We start from the raw sequence: 17,485 nt of genomic DNA, 5'->3' as shown, positions 1-17,485 counted from the left end.
AGATGAGCATCGAATGGCACACGCTGGATCGCGAACCGAGTCTGCCGGGGCTTTATTCGCGCGCAGCGACGCGACGCAAAATCACCGGTACGCAACTGCCCGACAGCGGCCTGCGCTGCTGGGTTGATATCGACGGCAAGCGGCTGGCGGCTTATCGCAAGGTCTGCGGTTTCGTCGATGACGGCCTGCTGCCGCCGACCTATCCACACATCCTCGCCTTTGCCTTGCAGATGCAATTGCTCACGGCCAAGGATTTTCCGTTCCCGCTGCTGGGGCTGATTCACCTGAGCAACCGCATCCGCGTGCTGCGGCCGATGGGCGCGATCAGTCGCGGGCAAGTCAGCGTGCGTGTGCACAACCTGCAACCACATGCCAAGGGCGCGACGTTCGATCTGTTGACCACCCTCGACGATCAGCTCGGGCCGCTGTGGGAAGCCGAGAGCCGCATGCTCTGTCGCGGGGTAAAGCTCGAGGGCGAGGCGCTGGCTCACGACTGGCAGCCGTCGCAGGATTTGCTTGAGGTGACGCGCTGGACTGCACCTGCTGATATCGGTCGCCAGTATGCGAAAGTCTCCGGCGACTACAACCCGATTCACCTCAGTGCGGCGAGCGCCAAACTGTTCGGGTTTCCCACCGCGATCGCCCATGGACTGTGGAACAAGGCACGGACACTGGCGGCACTCTCCGATCACCTGCCCAAAGCCAACCTGGAAATCGCCGTGCACTTTCGCAAACCGGTGCGCCTGCCCAGTGAAGTGATATTGCTGGCCAGTGCCGCGGGCTCCAGCGGTGAGTTGCGTCTGATCGGTGCCGGCGACCTGGAACATATGGTCGGTCAGTGGCAACCGATCGCCTGATCTGGCGGGGCGGAAAAACCCGTTAATTGTGTATATATCACTTAAGTTTTTCCGCGCCCTGCCCGCTGCTTTGCAAAAAACCGAGCCTTGAATTTCAAGGCTTTTTTTTGCCCGTTTATTACCGGGGTATTAGTCCTTCGGCATAGCGCCGAGCCCTCTATATAAAGGGGTTAATACCAACTTGAGAATGGTGAAAAACCTGCCCTCGACTGAGATTACAGCCACGGACGAGGCATCGCCGACGACAGATCGGCGAGCCATCGAAGGCAACGTAACGTTGTGACAGGTGCAGGAATCTCAATCATGAAAACTCAAGTGATGTGGTCCAAATCGGCAATCGCGCTGGCACTGATTCTTTCGGTCGGCCTCGTCGGCTGCAGCAGCGGCGGTGGCGGTCATCGCAGCAGTTCGGGCAGCTCGACGGCGGACGGCACGGCGGGCACCGATGGCAGCGGTGGCGCGGGCGGCGGGACCGGCGGCGATACTGCCGGCACTGGCGGCACTGGCGGCGGAACCGGTGGTACTGGCGGAACCGGCGGCGGCACCGATCCGACCAATCCAACCAATCCGACAGACCCGACCGATCCCACCAACCCGACCAATCCCGCTGCACCTTCGCTGGTGACCACAACACTTGTTCAGGATGTCGGCAAAACCGTCAGCGGTGTCGGCGATGGCGTCGGCCAGATCGGCGATTCGCTGAGCACTGTTCCGGTCGCTGGCGGCATCGTGCAAAGCCTGGCCAACACCACCGGCAACGTGGTCAGCACCTTGGGCGATGGCGTCACTGATGGCATCGGCAAACTGGCCACTGACCCCAATGGCCTGACCACCACCGTCGCCTCGGTTGGCGGCGTGGTTTCCGATGTTGGCGACGGCGTGTCGGACCTCAGCGTCAAACTCAACACAGCGACCCGCAGCGTTCCTGTCGTTGGCGGTGTAGTCACCCGCGTGGCGCCGCTGGTCGATGGCATCGGCGAAAAAGTCACCATGCTTGGCGACACCCTCAACACCTCAATGACCAGCGGCCCGACCAGCCAGTTGACCGACAAGGTCGGCAGCGGCCTGGTACCGGTGATCGCCATGGTCGAAAGCACCACCGACAAACTCGGCGATGCCACCGGTCTGGGTGATCCGCTCAAAGGGGTGATCTCCAAGGTGGGCGGCACGGTGAACAGCCTTGGCGGCAAAGTCACCGACGCAGGCAGCGGCAATGCCCTGACCAACACCCTCGGCGGCGCCCTGAGCAACACCGGCACGGCGGTCGGCAAAGCGGGTGGTCTGGTGTCCAATGGCACTGGCTCGGGCAGTGGCGGCATCGGTGGCGGGCTGGGCGGCACCGGTCTGCTGCAAACTGTCGGTGGTGCGGTGGTCAACGTCGGCAGCGGTCTGAATGCCGGCAGCACCAGCGGCGTGGTCAGTGCCGGCGGCGTCACCGCCGGCGGGCTGGGCAACACGATTGCTTCGATCAACACCGTACTCGGTGGTTCGGGCACACCGATTACTGCATCCACCTCGCCGCTGGCCAGCGTCGGCGCCGCAGTCGGAGCCGGCCTCAATCCGGTCACCAGCGCGGTGACCACTGTCACTCAACAGGTCGGCGCCGCTACCGGTCTCGGCACTCCGGTGGCGGGTATCACAAGTCAGGTCGGCGCTGCGGTGGGCAATCTCGGCGGGGCGATCGCCGCAACCAACAACCCGGTCACCACAGCGGTCGGCGGTCTGGTTACCAACGTCGGCGGCACCGTGGCAGCGGTCGGTGGTCTGGTCAACAGCGGCACTGCCACTGGCGGCGGCACGGCAACCGGTGGCCTGGGCGGGGTACTCGGCGGCCTGACCGGCGCGCTGGGCGGCAACAAACGCTAAATTGCACCTGGCCGATTCGACGGCCTTACCTACAGCGCCTACGCTTGGTTGAGGGCGGAAGATTCCCACGAGTCTTCCGCCTTTTTTCTAAGGAAAAATCTGCCCTGTGCTGTGTTCTGACCATGGAGTGTCCTATGCGCGTACTGGCATCCCTGCTGTGCCTGAGCCTCAGTTCCGCTGCCCTCGCCGACACCTTGCCCAGCTTTCTCAACAGCAACGAAACCATCCGCAACCTGCCCGTTCCCAACCTGCCCGCCGACGCCTATCGCCCGAGCGCGGCGCCGCTGCAAGTGCCGGACCCGGGTGCGACCGCCGCGCAGCCACTGCTGATGGAAACCAAGGTCAACCTGAAGACCGTGCAGATCGAAGGCGGCACGATCTACCCGCTCAACGAACTCGCGGAAATCTACAAGCCCCTGATCGGCCGTCAGGCCAGCCTTGCCGAACTGATCGAAGCCACGCGCAACATCACCCGTCGCTATCAGCAGGACGGCTATCTGTTGTCCTACGCGTTCCTGCCGCAACAGAACTTCGATGATGGCGTGGCCCGCGTGGTGCTGGTCGAGGGCTACGTGCGCGATATCCAGATGCAGGGCGACATCGGTCGGGTCAAAGGCCTGCTTGATAAACTCGCCGCGAAAATCCAGGCCGAACGCCCGCTGACGCGCAAGACCTTCGAGCGCTACACCACGCTGATGAGCCGCATTCCCGGCGTGACGATTCAAGCGCAAGTGCCACCGCCGGGCACCACCGATGGCGCGACCACCCTGGTTGCCCAGGCCAGTCGCAAACCGTTCACCAGCACCCTGAGCACCACAGAAGACAACCGTAACGGCCCGCAGGCGTTGCTCGGTGTCAGCAGCAATTCGCAGACCTCGATGGGCGAACAGTTGAGCCTCAGCGGCCTGTTCCCACCGGGTGACGACAAAGAGCATTACTACCGTCTCGACTACAGCCAATTCCTCGATACCGAAGGCACGCAGCTCAACGTCTCGGCCTCGCGTTACCGCGCCGACCCGGACACCGAAGTGCTGGTCGGCGGTGGCGGACGCCTGAGTACCCACCGCGAGAACGATCGCTACTCGATCGGCTTCAGCACGCCCCTGATCGCCTCCGCCAACGAACTGCTGACGGCCGGCTCACGTCTGTATGCGGTCGATGACAAGACGCGCTACGACGGCATCAACTTTCCCTTCAGCACCGAACTGCGCACCGATGTCCGCGCCCTGGCTTTCGAAGGCGACTGGCGCAAGGCCGACGCCCGCCAACTGCGCATCCTCAGTGCCGGCGTCTACCAGGGCTTCGACAGCCTCGGCGCACACACCAACTACGACGACATCGACCTGGATTTTTTCCGCGTCAGACTCTCCGGCGTGCAGAGCGACAAGTTCCTCGACAACTGGCAAGGCGTGCTCTCGGCGGCGCTGTACTGGAGCGACGACACCTTGCCCGACAGCGAACGCGCCGTATTCGGCGGACAGAACTTCGGCCGTGGCTACCCCGACGACCAGGCCTCGGGCGACAAGGGTTGGGGCGTGGCCTACGAGGTCAACTACAGCTTCAACCGCGACGGCAACTGGGTGCGCATCCTGCAACCCTACGTCGTTGTCGACCGCTCGCGCAGCTGGTTCAACCAACTGCCGGTGCAGGCCAACAACCTGTCATCGACCGCCGTCGGGCTGCGCTTTGGTGATGCCAAGTATTACAACGTGGCGCTGGAAGTGGCGAAGGCGATGTCGGATGAAGCACTGGATACGTTCAATCGCAAGCCTCGGTACAGCATCAGTTTCAGTTATCAGTTGTGATGGTCGAGCGGTGTGTCAGTCAGGATTTTTTTGACTGACGCACCGCCTTCGCGAGCAGGCTCGCTCCCACAGATTCGGCGGTGTTCATGGTTGCTGAGTACAACCGCCGTCCCTGTGTGAACGAGCCTGCTCGCGAAAGCGTTCGGCTATTCAACCGATTTATCGCAGCGCTTAAACCAGCCGTTTAAACACAGGCCACGCTACCTCGCAACAGGCTACAAATCCTTGCGCCATTGCCTACGGCTACGCCAGAATCCGCCGGCTTGTGCGCCTGGGGCGCGGGTTCTATCGTTTGCCTGCCACTGCTCATCAGTGGTCGGGTTTAGTCGCCCGCTTGTCCACGACGCACAGGTTCCTGTCAGCCAGGTATTGCATACCTGCACTTGATGGTGGCTGTGCGCAGGGCGCCTTCGGGCGCGCCGATTTCGTGGCTCATCGGTCGACTAACCTGCGTGCAGCTGCCTCCCTTTCGTTTAGTCGCGAACCGGTTGCGGCCCTACTCCATCAGGAGACTGAGCCCGTGAAGAAGATAACGCCCGATCCACCCCTTGCCGATCCGACTTTCGCCGACCCGCTCGTCGAAGCGCAAAAACTCAAGGAAGCCGCCGACCGCGCCATCGATTACTACCTCAACCCCCGCCTCATCAAAGACCCCGCCGCACCGCGCAAACCCAGCACCCTGTTCATCGTCGACCCGGCTGCGGACAACGAAACCCTGTTGGTCCATGCCTGCGAATCACTGGCCTCGGCGAGCATCATGGCCAGCGACCTCGCCGGATTTATCGATGGACCACAGCGCAACTCCCTGTTGGGAATACAGCAGGTGATCATGCTGGGCGAACTGGCGGTCAACCGCGTACTGGACAGGCTTGTGCCGGAGTGACAAGAGCAAGGGGCTGGTTGCGAAGGTGGTGAGACAGGCAGAGCGTTGTTGGCTGACTGGCCGCCATCGCTGGCAAGCCAGCTCCCACAGGATTCATGTACATCAGGCAGGAATGGGTTGGCTGCCAGGGCGCTATCGCGAGCAGGCTCACTCCTACAGTTTTGATCGTGGGTGTTCAGTGAGAGACTGGTGGCTGGCAGGGCGCCTTCGCGAGCAGGCTCGCTCCCACAGTTTGAATCGAGTACATCAGTGAGAGACAGGTCGGCTGGCAGGCCGCCTTCGCTGGCAAGCCAGCTCCCACAGGATTGATGTACATCAGGAAGAAAATGGTCGGCTAGCAGGGCGCAATCGCGAGCAGGCTCACTCCTACAGTTTTGATCGTGGGTGTTCAGTGAGAAACAGGTCGGCTGGCAGGGCGCTTTCGCGAGCAGGCTCGCTCCCACAAAAGCAAAAGCAAAAGCAAAAGCAAAAGCAAAGCAGCGCAGCTGCCCGCGGCGAAGCCGCACCACTCAACAATGAGCGCAAGCTCGAGTGCTCTTGATCTTGATCCACCGGCGACGTCGGAAGGCTGAGTGGAGGGATTGATCCGGGCGTGGGAGCGCAGCGACCGTTCGACGAAGTCGAACACAGCGAGTGTAGGTGCAGCGAAGCAAACCGGAGCCGCTGCGCCCGGATCAGTCCCGGAGCGAAGGAACCCGAGCCTGCGAGGGCCGAACGCAGGAGCTAGCGTTTTTTGCTTACTTTTTTAGGCGCTTGTAAAAAAGTAAGTCGCCGTCAGGCGAAACCGCCAGCCGCAGCACCCGAAGCAACGGATACTCACCCAAACCCCCACCAACACGGTCGGCCCAAAGGCCGCCGAGTTCACCCACCCTGAACCTTAGGCTTGGGAAAAAGATTATCGAGAGTCTCCAACAACCGAACGTGATAAATCGGCTTGCGAAAAAGATCCAGCACCTGCAACCGCAACATATCGCTGACATCCTCCATATCCGCATGCCCCGACATCACAATCACCGGCAAATGCGCCCGCGACGTATGCTCACGCAACCGCCTGATCAGCGACATGCCCGACTCCTCCGGCATACGCAGATCAGTAATCACCAAAGCAATATCCGGATGCCGGGTCAGATGATGCAGCGCGAGCTTCACCGACGTCGCGGTATGACAGACAAACCCCTCCCCCTCCAGCAACTCCGCCAACTCCAGCAACGCGTCTTCTTCATCATCAACCAGAAGCAGCTGTTGGCGGGGCGACGAAGACGCGTTCATAGGCAATACCTGAATACTGAAAGGTAAATCCAGTGTAGTGCGATATCAGCCAGGTGCAGTGTTCACAAGATCAGGGCGTTGGCCGAGTCACAGCCGTACCATCGAGCGAGGTCAGAATATTGTTGAAGATCGCCAATACCCTGTCTCCAAGCGGAGTGACGAACGCCACAACCACCACAGCCACCATCGCCACCACAATCGCATACTCGATCGCCGAAGCACCCTCTTCACTGCGGGCAAACGCGCGAGCCTTGGCGATCACATAATCAAAAGTCATACGAAACATAGGTCCACTCCTTCGCGCCTCTGGCGCCGACATCACCACCGCGGCAAGGTTCCACCGTGCCACCTGAGCATTGTCAACAAACCCCCGCCCAACAACTGTAAGAACGCATTAATCACAAAGCATTAATCCCATCGTTTTTCCGCCGTTTCCGGCTGTTAAGGGGCCAAAGTCATACTTTGGTACGGTTATTTCGCCTGTCACTAATGGCGCTTTTGCTTGGATCAGCTAGCTTGGAAATAGCGAAATAGTTGCATGTTCATAGCTGCCGATTCAGTCCGCCTTTCGCAAGCAAATGCAGTCGGTTGTGCAGCAGGAAAGGGAGAGCCGTCATGAACAGTCGCGTCACCATGGGCCTAGCCACGTTGCTGTTGCTCGGCGCGGTTTTGGTCGGTTACTGGGGGCTGGTGCTCAGTCGTCAGCCGGCCCCGGTCGCCGAGGCGCCCGTCGCCCCAGCGGTCAGCATTGAACAGACTGTCGCGATTGCCGAAGACCAGACCCGCCAACCGGTGGTGGTGCTGCTCCACGATGTAGCGCCGTTCACGCCGTTGACCGCCGCCGATGTGACCGTGGAAAAACTGCGCAGCGCACCGGCCGGCAGCCTGACCAGCATCGAACAAGCAGTCGGCCGCACGCCTTGGCGCCACCTCAGCGCCGGCACCTGGCTCAATGACGAAAGCTTTCAGGCCGGCGGCGCGCTGGCACGGATGATTCGCCGCGACGAGCGCGCGCTCACCGTGGCCGTCGATGAAGTGATCGGTGGTGCCGGGCAATTGCTGCCAGGCGATTACGTCGATGTGCTGCTGTATTTGCGCGAGGACGCGAGCAATCTGCAGCAGTCGGCGCAGATCGCCGTTCCGGCTTTGCGCGTGCTCGGGGTCGGCGATCAGTACGGCCTGACCAACGACGGCCAACCGGCAACGCCCAGCCTCAGCGCCGAAGAAAAACTCAAACAGGACCAGCGCCGCATCGCCGCGCGGACTGCGGTGCTGGCGGTGCCGGAACAACTGCTCAGCCGCCTGATGCTTGCCACTCAAGTCGGCACATTGCGCCTCGCGGTGCGCAGCAGCGAAGAACAACGGCTGGCCAAATATTGGGCCGGCGAAGCGCAATCGCCCGCGCATCTGGACCGCGCCAACAGCCAGCTCTTCCAGTTCACTCAACTAGCCCTGGGCAGCGCGCAAAGAGCACCTGCCACCGCCAGTGCCGGCGCGGCGCCCAGGCCTGCGGTGGAAATCATTCGCGGCAACCAGATCAGCCAACAAACCCCATGACTGCGCAAGGATTCACGTGCATGCAGAGTCGACTCAGACCGACATTGAAACCGGCGCTCCGGGCCTTGCTGTTGTTGGGATTGACGATGGATACCGCCCTCGCTGCGGTGGGCAATTGCTCGGCGCTGCCGCGCCTGCCCTCGGTGATCGAGATCGGTGAAGGCTTCCAGCAGGACATGCAGTCACCGGTGGCAATCACTCGGCTGGCAGTGGGCGACCCGAAAATTGCCGACGTGCATGCCAATGGCGGTTCGTCCTTTTTGCTCACGGGCGTCGGCCCCGGCGCGACCAGCCTGATGGTCTGGACCGCCTGCTCGGCGCAGCCGCAGCAAGCCATGGTCTTTGTCCAGGGCGCGGCGACCACGGCGCTGACCAGCAGCGTGCCGTCCGACGATCCGACGCTGCCATCGCAGGTGCAGACCGACATCCGCTTCGTCGAAGTCAGCCGCACCAAACTCAAGGAAGCCACGGCGTCGCTGATCGGCACGCGCGGCAATTTCCTGTTCGGTTCGCCCGGCACGCTGCCACCGATCGACGGCGTGCCGCAGCCGCGCCTGCCGGTGGATAACTCGCTGTTCAATTTCTCCTGGGTCGGCGGCAAGACCATGGCGATCATCAACGCCCTGGAAACCAGCGGCTTCGCCTACACCTTGGCGCGGCCGAGTCTGGTGGCGTTGAACGGGCAGAGTGCGAGCTTCCTGGCCGGCGGGGAAATCCCGATTCCGGTGCCCAGTTCCGGCAGCGACAGCGTGTCGATCGAGTACAAGGAATTCGGCATCCGCCTGACCCTGACGCCAACCATCATCGGCCGCGACCGCATCGCGCTGAAGGTCGCCCCGGAGGTCAGCGAACTGGATTTTGCCAACGCGGTGAACATCGCCGGCACCACCGTTCCGGCGTTGACCATCCGCCGGACCGACACCAGCGTGTCGCTGGGTGATGGCGAAAGTTTTGTCATCAGCGGTTTGATCAGCACCACCAACAGCTCGCAAGTGAACAAGTTTCCCGGCCTGGGTGACATTCCCGTCCTCGGGGCGTTCTTCAAGGGTTCGCAGATCAAGCGCGAGGAGCGCGAACTGCTGATGATCGTCACCCCGCACCTGGTCCAGCCACTGGCGGCGGACGCGCGACTGCCGTCGTTGCCGGGCGAGAAACTGCGCAATTACGACCCGAATTTCTATCGCATGTTCTTCCTCGAGAACGGCAACTTCGACAAGCGCAGCGGGTTGTCGCAATGAACCAGAATCTCAGCCAGACCTTCCTCGCCATCACCCGCAACAGCACCGATCTGGAATGGCTGCAAAGCGCACTCGCGCCACTGGGCCAGGTGGTCAGCGCCGGTGCCGGCAGCCTCGACGAACTGCTCGCACTGGTCGATGTGACGTTCGCCAATCTGGTCTTCGTCGGTCTCGATCGCGAGCATGTCGTGGCGCAAAGTGCGCTGATCGAAGGTGCGCTGGAAGCCAAGCCGATGCTGGCAATCGTCGCCCTCGGCGACGGCATGGACAATCAGCTCGTACTCAATGCGATGCGCGCCGGTGCACGGGATTTCGTCGCCTATGGCTCACGTTCAAGCGAAGTCGCCGGGCTGGTGCGGCGCTTGGGCAAACGCCTGCCCGCCGTCACTCCCAACACGCAGCTGGGCGGGCTTACCGTGATGTACGGCGTGCAGAGCAGTTCCGACGGTGCCTTGCTCGCCAATCACATGGCCATGGTGGTGCAGAAGAGCGGCCAGCAAACCTTGCTGCTCGACCTTGGCCTGCCCCGTGGCGACAGCCTCGCGCTGTTGGGGCTGGAGAGCTCGTTTCACTTCGGCGACGCCCTGCGCCATCTGCGCCGGCTCGACGCTACGCTGATCGACAGCGCTTTCACCAGCGCCGACCACGGCCTGCGCATTCTTGCCTACGCCAACACTGACGAGCCGCTGGAAACCACCAGCGCCGCCGAGCTGTACATGCTGCTCAGCGCCTTGCGCCAGCACTTCCAGCACATTGTCGTGAACCTCACCGGGCAGGCCGACAGTGAGGCATTGCGCACCTTCGTCAGCCATTGCGACAAACTGCTGTGGTACACCGACCAGAACGTACTCAACTGCCGACGCAACCTCGCCGTGCTTAACCAGTGGCGCGAGAAAGGCATGAAACTCGAGCATGGGCGCTTGCTGATCGATCGCTACCTGAGCAACGTCGCGCCGGATGCCGAGACCTTGGGCAAGACCTTCAATCTGGAAGTCATCGCCGTGCTGGCGTTCAGTCCCGACGTGCGCCTGAACGCGAAAAACCAGGGCGTCAGCCTGTTCGAACTGGCGCCCAGGGAGAAACTCACCCAGAGCCTGCGCACCCTCGGCGAGCGCTTGGCGAAACGCTCCGAAGGCCTGAGCAAACCGAAAGTCACCTGGTTCGACCGTCTGCGAGGCCACTCATGAGCGCAGAAAAACTCTTTGGCGCAACGTCGCACGGAGCGATCGGCAACAGCGACCACGAAGGCCTGAAACTGGTCCTGCACCGCTACATCATCGACGCCATCGAGGAGTCGGGGAAAAACCTGCTGGAAGGTTCGCGCCAGCAACTGGCGCAGTTCGTCACCGACAAGGTCGCCGAATACATCGCGCGTTTGCACTTGGCGATCTCGCGCTACGAAATGGAGCGCCTCGGCGAAGAAATCGTCGACGAACTCACCGGATTCGGCCCACTGGAAGTCCTGCTGCGTGACCCGTCGGTGACGGAAATTCTGGTCAACGGCCCGCACCGGGTGTTCATCGAGCGCGACGGCGTATTGCATCAAAGCGATCTGCGTTTTATCGATGCGCATCACGTCGAGCGGGTCATGCAACGCATCCTTGCGCCGCTCGGGCGCCGCCTCGATGAGTCCTCGCCGATGGTCGATGCGCGCCTGCCGGACGGCAGCCGGGTCAACGCGATCATCCCGCCGATTGCCCTCGACGGCCCGTGCCTGTCGATCCGCAAGTTCCGCAAGGACATGCTCAAGAGCACCGACCTGATGGCGATGCAGACCATCGATCTGGCGATTTTCGAATTCCTGCAGAACGCCGTGGGCAAGCGCTGCAACATCCTGATCAGCGGCGGCACCGGCACCGGCAAGACCACGCTGCTGAACATCCTCAGCCAGTTGATCAACCCGCACGAACGGCTGGTGACCATCGAAGACGTCGCCGAACTGCAACTCGGCCATCCGCATGTGGTGCGTCTGGAAACCCGTCCGCCCAACGCTGAGGGGCATGGCGAGGTCAAGGCCAGCGACCTGATTCGCAACGCCCTGCGCATGCGTCCTGACCGGATCATCCTCGGCGAGATCCGAGGCGTCGAAGTGGTCGACGTGCTCACCGCGATGAACACCGGTCACGACGGTTCGATGAGCACCGTGCACGCCAACAACGCCCAGGACGCGTTGCTGCGCCTGGAGACTCTGGTCGGCCTGACCGGACGCTCGATTGCCGAACGCACCCTGCGCCAGATGATCTGCGCCGCCCTCGACGTGATCATCCAACTGACACGCATGCCCGATGGCCGGCGCTGCGTCAGTGAAGTGGTGGAAGTGGTCGGCATTCGCGAGGACGTCTACGTCACCAACACCCTGTTCCGCCTCGACCGCCGCACGGGGTTCGGTTTTGTGCGCGAAGCGGTCAACCCGGCCGGCGACAAGCTGCGCCACGACGCTCACCTGGGCTGACGGCGAGGAGCACGAAGATGCTGGGACCGATCATTCTCATCGCCATTTGCCTGATGCTGCTGGGGCTGTCGATCTATCTGTTCCTGCAAGGGCTGCGCAAGACCGCGAAGGAAAAAGTCCTCAATCGACTCGCCGCCGGACAACCGCAGCTGGCCGTCGAGCAGGCCAGGTGGGTGGGACTGGAACGGATGTTTTTACGTGCTGGACTGGGTCGGCCGAGCGAGCGTTTCGGTCTGTGGCTGAGCCTGTGGGCAGCGGCAATGGGCCTGGGATTTCTGCTCGCCAGCTGGGTCGGTCTGCTGATCATGTTGCTCGTCCCGCCCGTGGCGTTGCGGTTGTACATCGCCATTCGCTACCGGCAACGGATCCGTCGCATGATCGAACAACTGCCGCAACTGCTCGACCACACCGTGCGCAGCCTCAAGTCCGGGCGCACGCTGAGCGATGCGGTGCTGGGCGGCATCGAGGCCAGTGAAGCCCCTTTGAAAGCGGCCATGGGCCGGGTGCAGCGCAACGTGCAACTGGGGGTGAACCTGCCCGATGCGGTCAGCGATTTTGCCGAACTCTACGAGCAGGACGAACTGCGCATGTTCGCCCTCGGCCTGAAGGTCAATCACCGCTACGGCGGCAATGCCAGTGAGCTGCTGGAGAATCTGATCAAACTGATCCGCGAGCGTGACCAGGGCGCGCGGCAGTTGCGCGCGCTGACCGGGGAAACGCGCATGACCGCTTGGGTGCTCGGTTTGCTGCCTTTGATTCTGGTCAGTTACTTCATGCTGACCAACCCCGGCTACATGCTCGGCATGTGGCACGACGAAAGCGGCCAGACCATGCTGCTCAGCGCCGCCGTGTTGCAGGTGCTGGGCAGTCTGGCGCTGTGGCGCATGTTGCGGAGCGTTTGAGATGGTCTGGCTCGCGGCGTTGCTGTTGCTCCTCGGTTCGCTGTTATTGCTGGGCAATCACCTGCTCACCGAGCGCCGCCGCGTGCGACAGGTGCATCAGCGCTTGCATGGCCAATTGGTGCGGGAGAACCGTTTCGGCCACTGGCTGCGCGCGCTGGGCAACAGCCGTTTCGGCCGGGGCTCGGTGAGCATCGACAGCGAAACCCAGACCCTGCTCGGCCGCCTCGGCTGGCGCCGCGCCAACGAACGCGCGCTCTTCGCCGCCTGCCAGATCGGCACGCCGCTGCTCGCTCTGGGGCTGGCGATCTTTTTGCAGGAAGTGTTTTTCCCGCAGGCCAGTCACCGCTGGATGGCACCGATGTTCGCTGCGGGCGGCGGCTATCTACTGCCCAAACGCCTGCTCGCCTACGCCGCCGCCCGCCGACAGAAAGCCATCGCCGTGGAAATTTCCACGTTCATACCGCTGCTGCGCATCCTCTTCGAATCCGGCATGGCGGTGGAACAAGCGTTGCGCGTGCTCAGCGTCGAAGCACAGAAACTGCTGCCGGAACTGACCAGCGAACTGCGCCTGATCCTCAGCCGCGTCGACTCCGGTCTGGAGCTGGGGCAGGAGCTGAACAAGACCGCAGTGATGCTCGCGGTGGACGAATTCACCGACACCTGCGTGATCCTCCAGCAACTGATCCACCAGGGCGGCGGTGCGATGAAATCGCTGCTGGCGCTCAAGCAATTACTCGATGACCGACGCCTGACCCGGCTGCAGGAATACATCTCGAAAATGTCCGCGAAGATGTCGGTGGTGATGATGCTGTTTCTGTTTCCGGCCCTGCTGATCGTACTGGCCGGCCCGGGCTTCACCGCCATTGCCCGCGCGTTCGCAAACTGACCTTGGCTCATGGAGAGCGTTTGATGAAAGTACTGATAGTCATGGCAATTCTGTTGCTGCTCAGCGGCTGCGCCACGGATGGCCAGGCGCCGTGGACCTCGCTGCTGTCGCCGTCCAGCTGCAGCAAACTCACGTCGGAGCAGGAACTGTCGCTGAACCTCGCCGATGATCTGGCCAGCGACGGCAAGCTCCACGCCAGCCTCGCCAACCTGCAAAGCCTGCCGGACAACCTCAGCGAAGTGCGCCTGCGCAAAGCCAAGGTTTATCGCCTGCTCGGCCGCAGCGAAGCCGAGCCGCTCTACCGCAGCCTGCTCGGCGGCTGCCTCACCGCCCAAGCCGAACATGGCCTCGGTCAGGTCTACGCCGCCCGTGGCGACAACGGCCAGGCCCAGGCCCACCTGCAACGCGCCGCGCGCCTGGCGCCCACCGACGAAAAAATCCGCAATGATCTCGGCGTGGTCTACCTCAACCAACTGCGCCTCAACGAAGCGAAATTCGAATTCCTCACCGCCATCGAACTGAGCCAGAACAATCAACTGGCGACGCTGAACATGGTCACCCTGCTGCTCTACCAGAACGACTGGCCGCAAGCCGCGGAAATCGTCAGCCGCTCGAAACTGACCCCGGAACAATTCACCGAAGCGCAGCAACGCGCAGAAAAACTCAAAGCCCCGGCCAACGCCAAAGCCACACCCGGCGACCGCGTCGCCGCCTTCATCGACCCGCTACCGCCGACGCTCGAATAGGAGACAGCCATGACCATCCGCAAAGGCCTGTGCTACCTGACCCTGCTCACCCTGCCCCTCAGCGCCCAAGCCATCGACGCCGGCCCTGCTTCTGCGCAGCAGCAGGAAACCGAAGGCTGGCTGGTCCTGCAAAGCCGCAACAAAGCCGCCTCCCCCAAACCTCAGAGTGCAACAGCCACCGAACGCGAACTGGCGATGCGGCGCTGGCTGAAGAAATACCAGTACGAGATCCCGGATTTTTATGATCCGGATGCGGGCGGGAAGATCGAGAGCAAGAATTAGTTTGGTGGTGCCCTTGAAGGCCCCTTCGCGAGCAGGCTCGCTCCCACAGTCGACCGCGTGCTTTCGGTGGGAGCGAGCCTGCTCGCGAAGAACGATAACGCCGTCGCAGGTCAGGTCTGCGGATCAACCCGATCCAGCGCCCGATTCACGGCTAGCTCGGCCAGCATGACAATCTGCTGAATCGCCAACGCCGTGCTGCGCTGAAACCCGCTCAACTCACCAGCGAAATTACTCGCCATCGCACTCGCTGACGCCAGCGACTCACAGGCATGCGCCAACAGGCTTTCGGTATCGACATTGGGCACCACCATGAACAGCGTGCTGGGCGGGTGCGGTTTTGCGGGTTCGGGGCAGAGATAGAAATCGAGCGCGCGTTTTATCGCTTCGCGGTTTTTCACAAGATCGTCGGCGCGCATGGCGTCTTCGAGCGGGGTGGTGGGGGATGGGGGTGGGTCTGGGATCAGTTTGTCCATTAAAACGGCTCTCCAAAATCTGCGGTGCGACCCAATGCCATTCTCACGGGGCAAAAGGTGGCAACTGTATGCGGGGTGAGAATACCGGTTATGGACACCCGGCCAGACCGAAGTCTGCCCGCACACAGCCGCCATGACACATTGCAGACAGCGGACAAGCTGGCGGCGATTATGCGTGCACAGATACTGGATGACCATAAGTAGCAGGGTTCTCACACCCGATCGCCGAAGATTCGACGACAGCCAGAGACTAGTGACCCGACGTCCGACGGACAACCTGAAAACCTTGTGGGAAGGTTCTGGCAAATCAGACACAGATTTAAACAATCAAAACCAAAAGCACCCTCACCCTAGCCCTCTCCCAGAGGGGAGAGGGGACCGACCGAGTTGTTTGGGCGAAGTACACCGACCTGAAAAACCGAGTCGAACACAAATTTTGAACAACCCACAAATCGGCTCCCTCTCCCTCGGGAGAGGGCTGGGGTGAGGGGCGAATCCAGCGCAAAACAAAAGCCAGACACCGCATGCTTTTCACCACTCAAAACAATGAGCGCAAGCTCGAGTAGCTTTTGATCTTGATCTGGGAGCCCGTCGGCAGGCTGAGTGGAGGGATTGATCCGGGTGTGGGAGCGCAGCGACCGTACGACGCAGTCGTACACAGCGAGTGTAGGTGCAGCGAAGCAAACCGGAGCCGCTGCGCCAGGATCGATCCCGGAGCGAAGGAACCCCGAGCCCCAGCGAGCGGGCCGAACGTCAGGGCGAAGACCTTTTGGTTACTTTTGGGGCGTTTGCCAAAAGTGACCCGCCGTAAGGGCGGAACCGTAATCAGCGACACCAAAAAAAACGGATATTCACCCCAACCACCCAAAGCATGGTCGGCCCAAAGGCCGCCAAGTCAATGCGCAGTAACCCGCTGCCGCCCAGCAGATCCAACGGGCGAAAGGGCCAAAGCCAACTGCGTCCGATTATGCATATGCGTCAACCGCAACACCTGCGACACATACAGCTTCACCGTGTTCTCGGTAATCCCCAACTCACAGGCAATCTGATAATTGGTCTGCCCCTTGCCCACCAGCCGCGCCACATCCAACTGCCGGGGCGACAACTGACTGAACACCGCCGGCATCTCCACGGACTCAGGCTCACCATCACTCACCACCGGCACGGGCGAGCGCCGCACCTTGTCCAGATCCTGATAAAGGTCATCGATCGACTCGGACAAAAACTGCAACTTCTGATTCAGATGACCCAGATGCAAATTCTTCTGCCGTTCCTGCAAAGCCAGCTCCTGACGCTGCACACCCTCGAGCAACTCAGCCAGATCAATCGGCTTCTGATAGTAATCGGCAATCCCCGCACGCAACGCCTTGATCACATCCTGCTTGTCAGCGCGCCCGGTGAGCATGATCGCCTCGAACACCCGCTGCTTGCCGGCCAGCCGCTGCAACGCCTGGATCAACTCGATGCCGTCCATGTCCGGCATGTGCAAATCACTCAGCACCAGACCGATGTCCGGGTCCGCCCTGAACAGCTCGATGGCTTCAAGACTTGAGTCGCACGGCACGCAACGGTAGCCACTGCTCTCGAGAAACTCACAGAGTTCTTCGACGATCAGCGGCTGATCATCGACCACGAGGATTTTTACCGAATTAGGCTTGTTCACGAACCACTCCATTTGCTCGGCCAACGCTGACGATTCCTGCACTTTGGTGGCGTATTCGCCTGAATTGAAAGTAGACCCACTTTCCGACTATGTACATAGGACTAGTGGCACCCCGCGATCAGGTGATCCAGTACAGCGAAAGCACTACCCCTACCCACACGAACGGCGCAAATGGCAGCTTTTTTGACTTGTCCGGGGCCAGATGACGCAGATGCGCTCTAAGCCCTTGAGCCATATGAGGCCAGACTTTTGGCGCGAGCAGCAGCCACAGCACGCTGGCCAGGCCAGCGCCGATAAACGCGCCAAGAACGAATATGCCGTTCGTCGCAAGACCCAGGGCTGTCATTAATTTCACATCACCAGCGCCCATGCGGCCCATGAAATAACCGGGCAGCGTCAGCAGCAAAGCGATCAGGCAGGCCCAGCCGCCCTGCCCCGCGTCGGCACCCAGCCAGGTGCTGCCGGTCGCCAGCAACCAGACCAGCGCCAGCGCGCCCACGCCTAACGTCAATGCGTTGGAAATTCGCCGCTGCCGGGCATCTTGCGCGGCGCAGATCGCCAGCCAGATCAGAACAAGGGAAATCTGCATCCGCTGAAAGCCGTCCG

At 61.7% G+C, this 17,485-nt stretch carries 17 protein-coding genes; 12 read left to right on the top strand and 5 right to left on the bottom strand.

Going from position 1 to position 17,485, the window contains the following annotated elements:
- Positions 1-2: 2 nt before the first annotated feature.
- The 4 genes from AB4O45_RS16610 (at position 3) to AB4O45_RS16595 (ending at position 5,411) form a co-directional block, all read left to right on the top strand.
- Positions 3-857: a MaoC family dehydratase gene (locus AB4O45_RS16610; protein ID WP_150638144.1), complete on the top strand. Its 855-nt coding sequence runs from the start codon at positions 3-5 to the stop codon at positions 855-857.
- Between the two features lie 303 nt (positions 858-1,160).
- Entirely contained in the window at positions 1,161-2,723 is a 1,563-nt protein-coding gene (locus tag AB4O45_RS16605; RefSeq protein ID WP_315436076.1) for a collagen-like triple helix repeat-containing protein, read from the top strand.
- Between the two features lie 134 nt (positions 2,724-2,857).
- Positions 2,858-4,528, top strand: coding sequence for a ShlB/FhaC/HecB family hemolysin secretion/activation protein (locus AB4O45_RS16600; RefSeq protein WP_056787743.1), 1,671 nt, complete (start codon positions 2,858-2,860; stop codon positions 4,526-4,528).
- A gap of 520 nt (positions 4,529-5,048) precedes the next feature.
- Complete coding sequence (locus tag AB4O45_RS16595) at positions 5,049-5,411, top strand: DUF6124 family protein (RefSeq protein WP_016771835.1); 363 nt, start codon at positions 5,049-5,051, stop codon at positions 5,409-5,411.
- Positions 5,412-6,272: 861 nt separating this feature from the next.
- On the opposite strand, the gene AB4O45_RS16590 is transcribed toward AB4O45_RS16595, so the two are convergent.
- Positions 6,273-6,680 (bottom strand): response regulator, encoded by a 408-nt coding sequence (locus AB4O45_RS16590; RefSeq protein WP_041480644.1) that lies wholly within the window; start codon positions 6,678-6,680, stop codon positions 6,273-6,275.
- A 70-nt stretch (positions 6,681-6,750) separates the two neighbouring features.
- Positions 6,751-6,966 (bottom strand): Flp family type IVb pilin, encoded by a 216-nt coding sequence (locus AB4O45_RS16585; protein WP_370593582.1) that lies wholly within the window; start codon positions 6,964-6,966, stop codon positions 6,751-6,753.
- A 329-nt stretch (positions 6,967-7,295) separates the two neighbouring features.
- On the opposite strand from AB4O45_RS16585, the gene cpaB reads away from it, so the two are divergent.
- Genes cpaB through AB4O45_RS16545 form a run of 8 tightly spaced genes read left to right on the top strand, consistent with a single transcriptional unit; the run spans position 7,296 to position 14,743 of the window.
- The gene (gene cpaB / locus AB4O45_RS16580) at positions 7,296-8,237 is read left to right on the top strand and encodes a Flp pilus assembly protein CpaB (protein ID WP_460094262.1); all 942 of its coding nucleotides are present in this window, start codon (positions 7,296-7,298) and stop codon (positions 8,235-8,237) included.
- Between the two features lie 20 nt (positions 8,238-8,257).
- Complete coding sequence (locus tag AB4O45_RS16575) at positions 8,258-9,475, top strand: type II and III secretion system protein family protein (protein WP_281881566.1); 1,218 nt, start codon at positions 8,258-8,260, stop codon at positions 9,473-9,475.
- Positions 9,472-10,662: a pilus assembly protein gene (locus AB4O45_RS16570; RefSeq protein WP_095180896.1), complete on the top strand. Its 1,191-nt coding sequence runs from the start codon at positions 9,472-9,474 to the stop codon at positions 10,660-10,662. The genes AB4O45_RS16575 and AB4O45_RS16570 overlap by 4 nt, the downstream gene beginning before the upstream one ends.
- On the top strand, positions 10,659-11,927 hold the full coding sequence (locus AB4O45_RS16565; RefSeq protein WP_041480648.1) for a CpaF family protein: 1,269 nt from the start codon (positions 10,659-10,661) through the stop codon (positions 11,925-11,927). Before AB4O45_RS16570 ends, AB4O45_RS16565 begins: the two co-directional genes overlap by 4 nt.
- 17 nt (positions 11,928-11,944) lie before the next feature.
- Positions 11,945-12,829, top strand: a complete 885-nt coding sequence (locus AB4O45_RS16560) for a type II secretion system F family protein (RefSeq protein ID WP_406228184.1) — start codon at positions 11,945-11,947, stop codon at positions 12,827-12,829.
- A gap of 1 nt (position 12,830) precedes the next feature.
- The gene (locus AB4O45_RS16555; RefSeq protein ID WP_460094265.1) at positions 12,831-13,715 is read left to right on the top strand and encodes a type II secretion system F family protein; all 885 of its coding nucleotides are present in this window, start codon (positions 12,831-12,833) and stop codon (positions 13,713-13,715) included.
- Between the two features lie 23 nt (positions 13,716-13,738).
- Positions 13,739-14,461: a tetratricopeptide repeat protein gene (locus AB4O45_RS16550; protein ID WP_315436183.1), complete on the top strand. Its 723-nt coding sequence runs from the start codon at positions 13,739-13,741 to the stop codon at positions 14,459-14,461.
- A gap of 9 nt (positions 14,462-14,470) precedes the next feature.
- Positions 14,471-14,743: a DUF3613 domain-containing protein gene (locus AB4O45_RS16545; RefSeq protein ID WP_252877374.1), complete on the top strand. Its 273-nt coding sequence runs from the start codon at positions 14,471-14,473 to the stop codon at positions 14,741-14,743.
- A 110-nt stretch (positions 14,744-14,853) separates the two neighbouring features.
- Here AB4O45_RS16545 and AB4O45_RS16540 read toward each other — a convergent pair whose 3' ends face one another.
- The 3 genes from AB4O45_RS16540 to AB4O45_RS16530 all read right to left on the bottom strand — a co-directional run bounded on the left by AB4O45_RS16540 (position 14,854) and on the right by AB4O45_RS16530 (position 17,468).
- Positions 14,854-15,216, bottom strand: coding sequence for a DUF6124 family protein (locus tag AB4O45_RS16540; RefSeq protein ID WP_076565574.1), 363 nt, complete (start codon positions 15,214-15,216; stop codon positions 14,854-14,856).
- Between the two features lie 895 nt (positions 15,217-16,111).
- Positions 16,112-16,891 carry a response regulator gene (locus AB4O45_RS16535; RefSeq protein WP_370695132.1) on the bottom strand — a complete coding sequence of 260 codons (780 nt, stop codon included), beginning with the start codon at positions 16,889-16,891 and terminating at the stop codon, positions 16,112-16,114.
- A gap of 106 nt (positions 16,892-16,997) precedes the next feature.
- On the bottom strand, positions 16,998-17,468 hold the full coding sequence (locus tag AB4O45_RS16530; protein WP_056787729.1) for an A24 family peptidase: 471 nt from the start codon (positions 17,466-17,468) through the stop codon (positions 16,998-17,000).
- Between the last annotated feature and the right edge of the window lie 17 nt (positions 17,469-17,485).

This window comes from Pseudomonas sp. S2_B10, assembly GCF_054668425.1.
This window is presented reverse-complemented; position numbering and strand designations above follow the sequence as displayed.

Excerpts from the sequence above, each read along its gene's own strand:
- AB4O45_RS16575 (WP_281881566.1), top strand. The coding sequence starts at position 8,258 with ATGCAGAGTCGACTCAGACCGACATTGAAACCGGCGCTCCGGGCCTTG.
- AB4O45_RS16560 (WP_406228184.1), top strand. The coding sequence starts at position 11,945 with ATGCTGGGACCGATCATTCTCATCGCCATTTGCCTGATGCTGCTGGGG.
- AB4O45_RS16585 (WP_370593582.1), bottom strand. The coding sequence starts at position 6,966 with ATGTTTCGTATGACTTTTGATTATGTGATCGCCAAGGCTCGCGCGTTT.
- AB4O45_RS16610 (WP_150638144.1), top strand. The coding sequence starts at position 3 with ATGAGCATCGAATGGCACACGCTGGATCGCGAACCGAGTCTGCCGGGG.
- AB4O45_RS16545 (WP_252877374.1), top strand. The coding sequence starts at position 14,471 with ATGACCATCCGCAAAGGCCTGTGCTACCTGACCCTGCTCACCCTGCCC.
- AB4O45_RS16535 (WP_370695132.1), bottom strand. The coding sequence starts at position 16,891 with ATGGAGTGGTTCGTGAACAAGCCTAATTCGGTAAAAATCCTCGTGGTC.
- AB4O45_RS16565 (WP_041480648.1), top strand. The coding sequence starts at position 10,659 with ATGAGCGCAGAAAAACTCTTTGGCGCAACGTCGCACGGAGCGATCGGC.
- AB4O45_RS16540 (WP_076565574.1), bottom strand. The coding sequence starts at position 15,216 with ATGGACAAACTGATCCCAGACCCACCCCCATCCCCCACCACCCCGCTC.
- AB4O45_RS16590 (WP_041480644.1), bottom strand. The coding sequence starts at position 6,680 with ATGAACGCGTCTTCGTCGCCCCGCCAACAGCTGCTTCTGGTTGATGAT.
- cpaB (WP_460094262.1), top strand. The coding sequence starts at position 7,296 with ATGAACAGTCGCGTCACCATGGGCCTAGCCACGTTGCTGTTGCTCGGC.
- AB4O45_RS16605 (WP_315436076.1), top strand. The coding sequence starts at position 1,161 with ATGAAAACTCAAGTGATGTGGTCCAAATCGGCAATCGCGCTGGCACTG.
- AB4O45_RS16555 (WP_460094265.1), top strand. The coding sequence starts at position 12,831 with ATGGTCTGGCTCGCGGCGTTGCTGTTGCTCCTCGGTTCGCTGTTATTG.
- AB4O45_RS16550 (WP_315436183.1), top strand. The coding sequence starts at position 13,739 with ATGAAAGTACTGATAGTCATGGCAATTCTGTTGCTGCTCAGCGGCTGC.
- AB4O45_RS16530 (WP_056787729.1), bottom strand. The coding sequence starts at position 17,468 with ATGCAGATTTCCCTTGTTCTGATCTGGCTGGCGATCTGCGCCGCGCAA.
- AB4O45_RS16570 (WP_095180896.1), top strand. The coding sequence starts at position 9,472 with ATGAACCAGAATCTCAGCCAGACCTTCCTCGCCATCACCCGCAACAGC.
- AB4O45_RS16600 (WP_056787743.1), top strand. The coding sequence starts at position 2,858 with ATGCGCGTACTGGCATCCCTGCTGTGCCTGAGCCTCAGTTCCGCTGCC.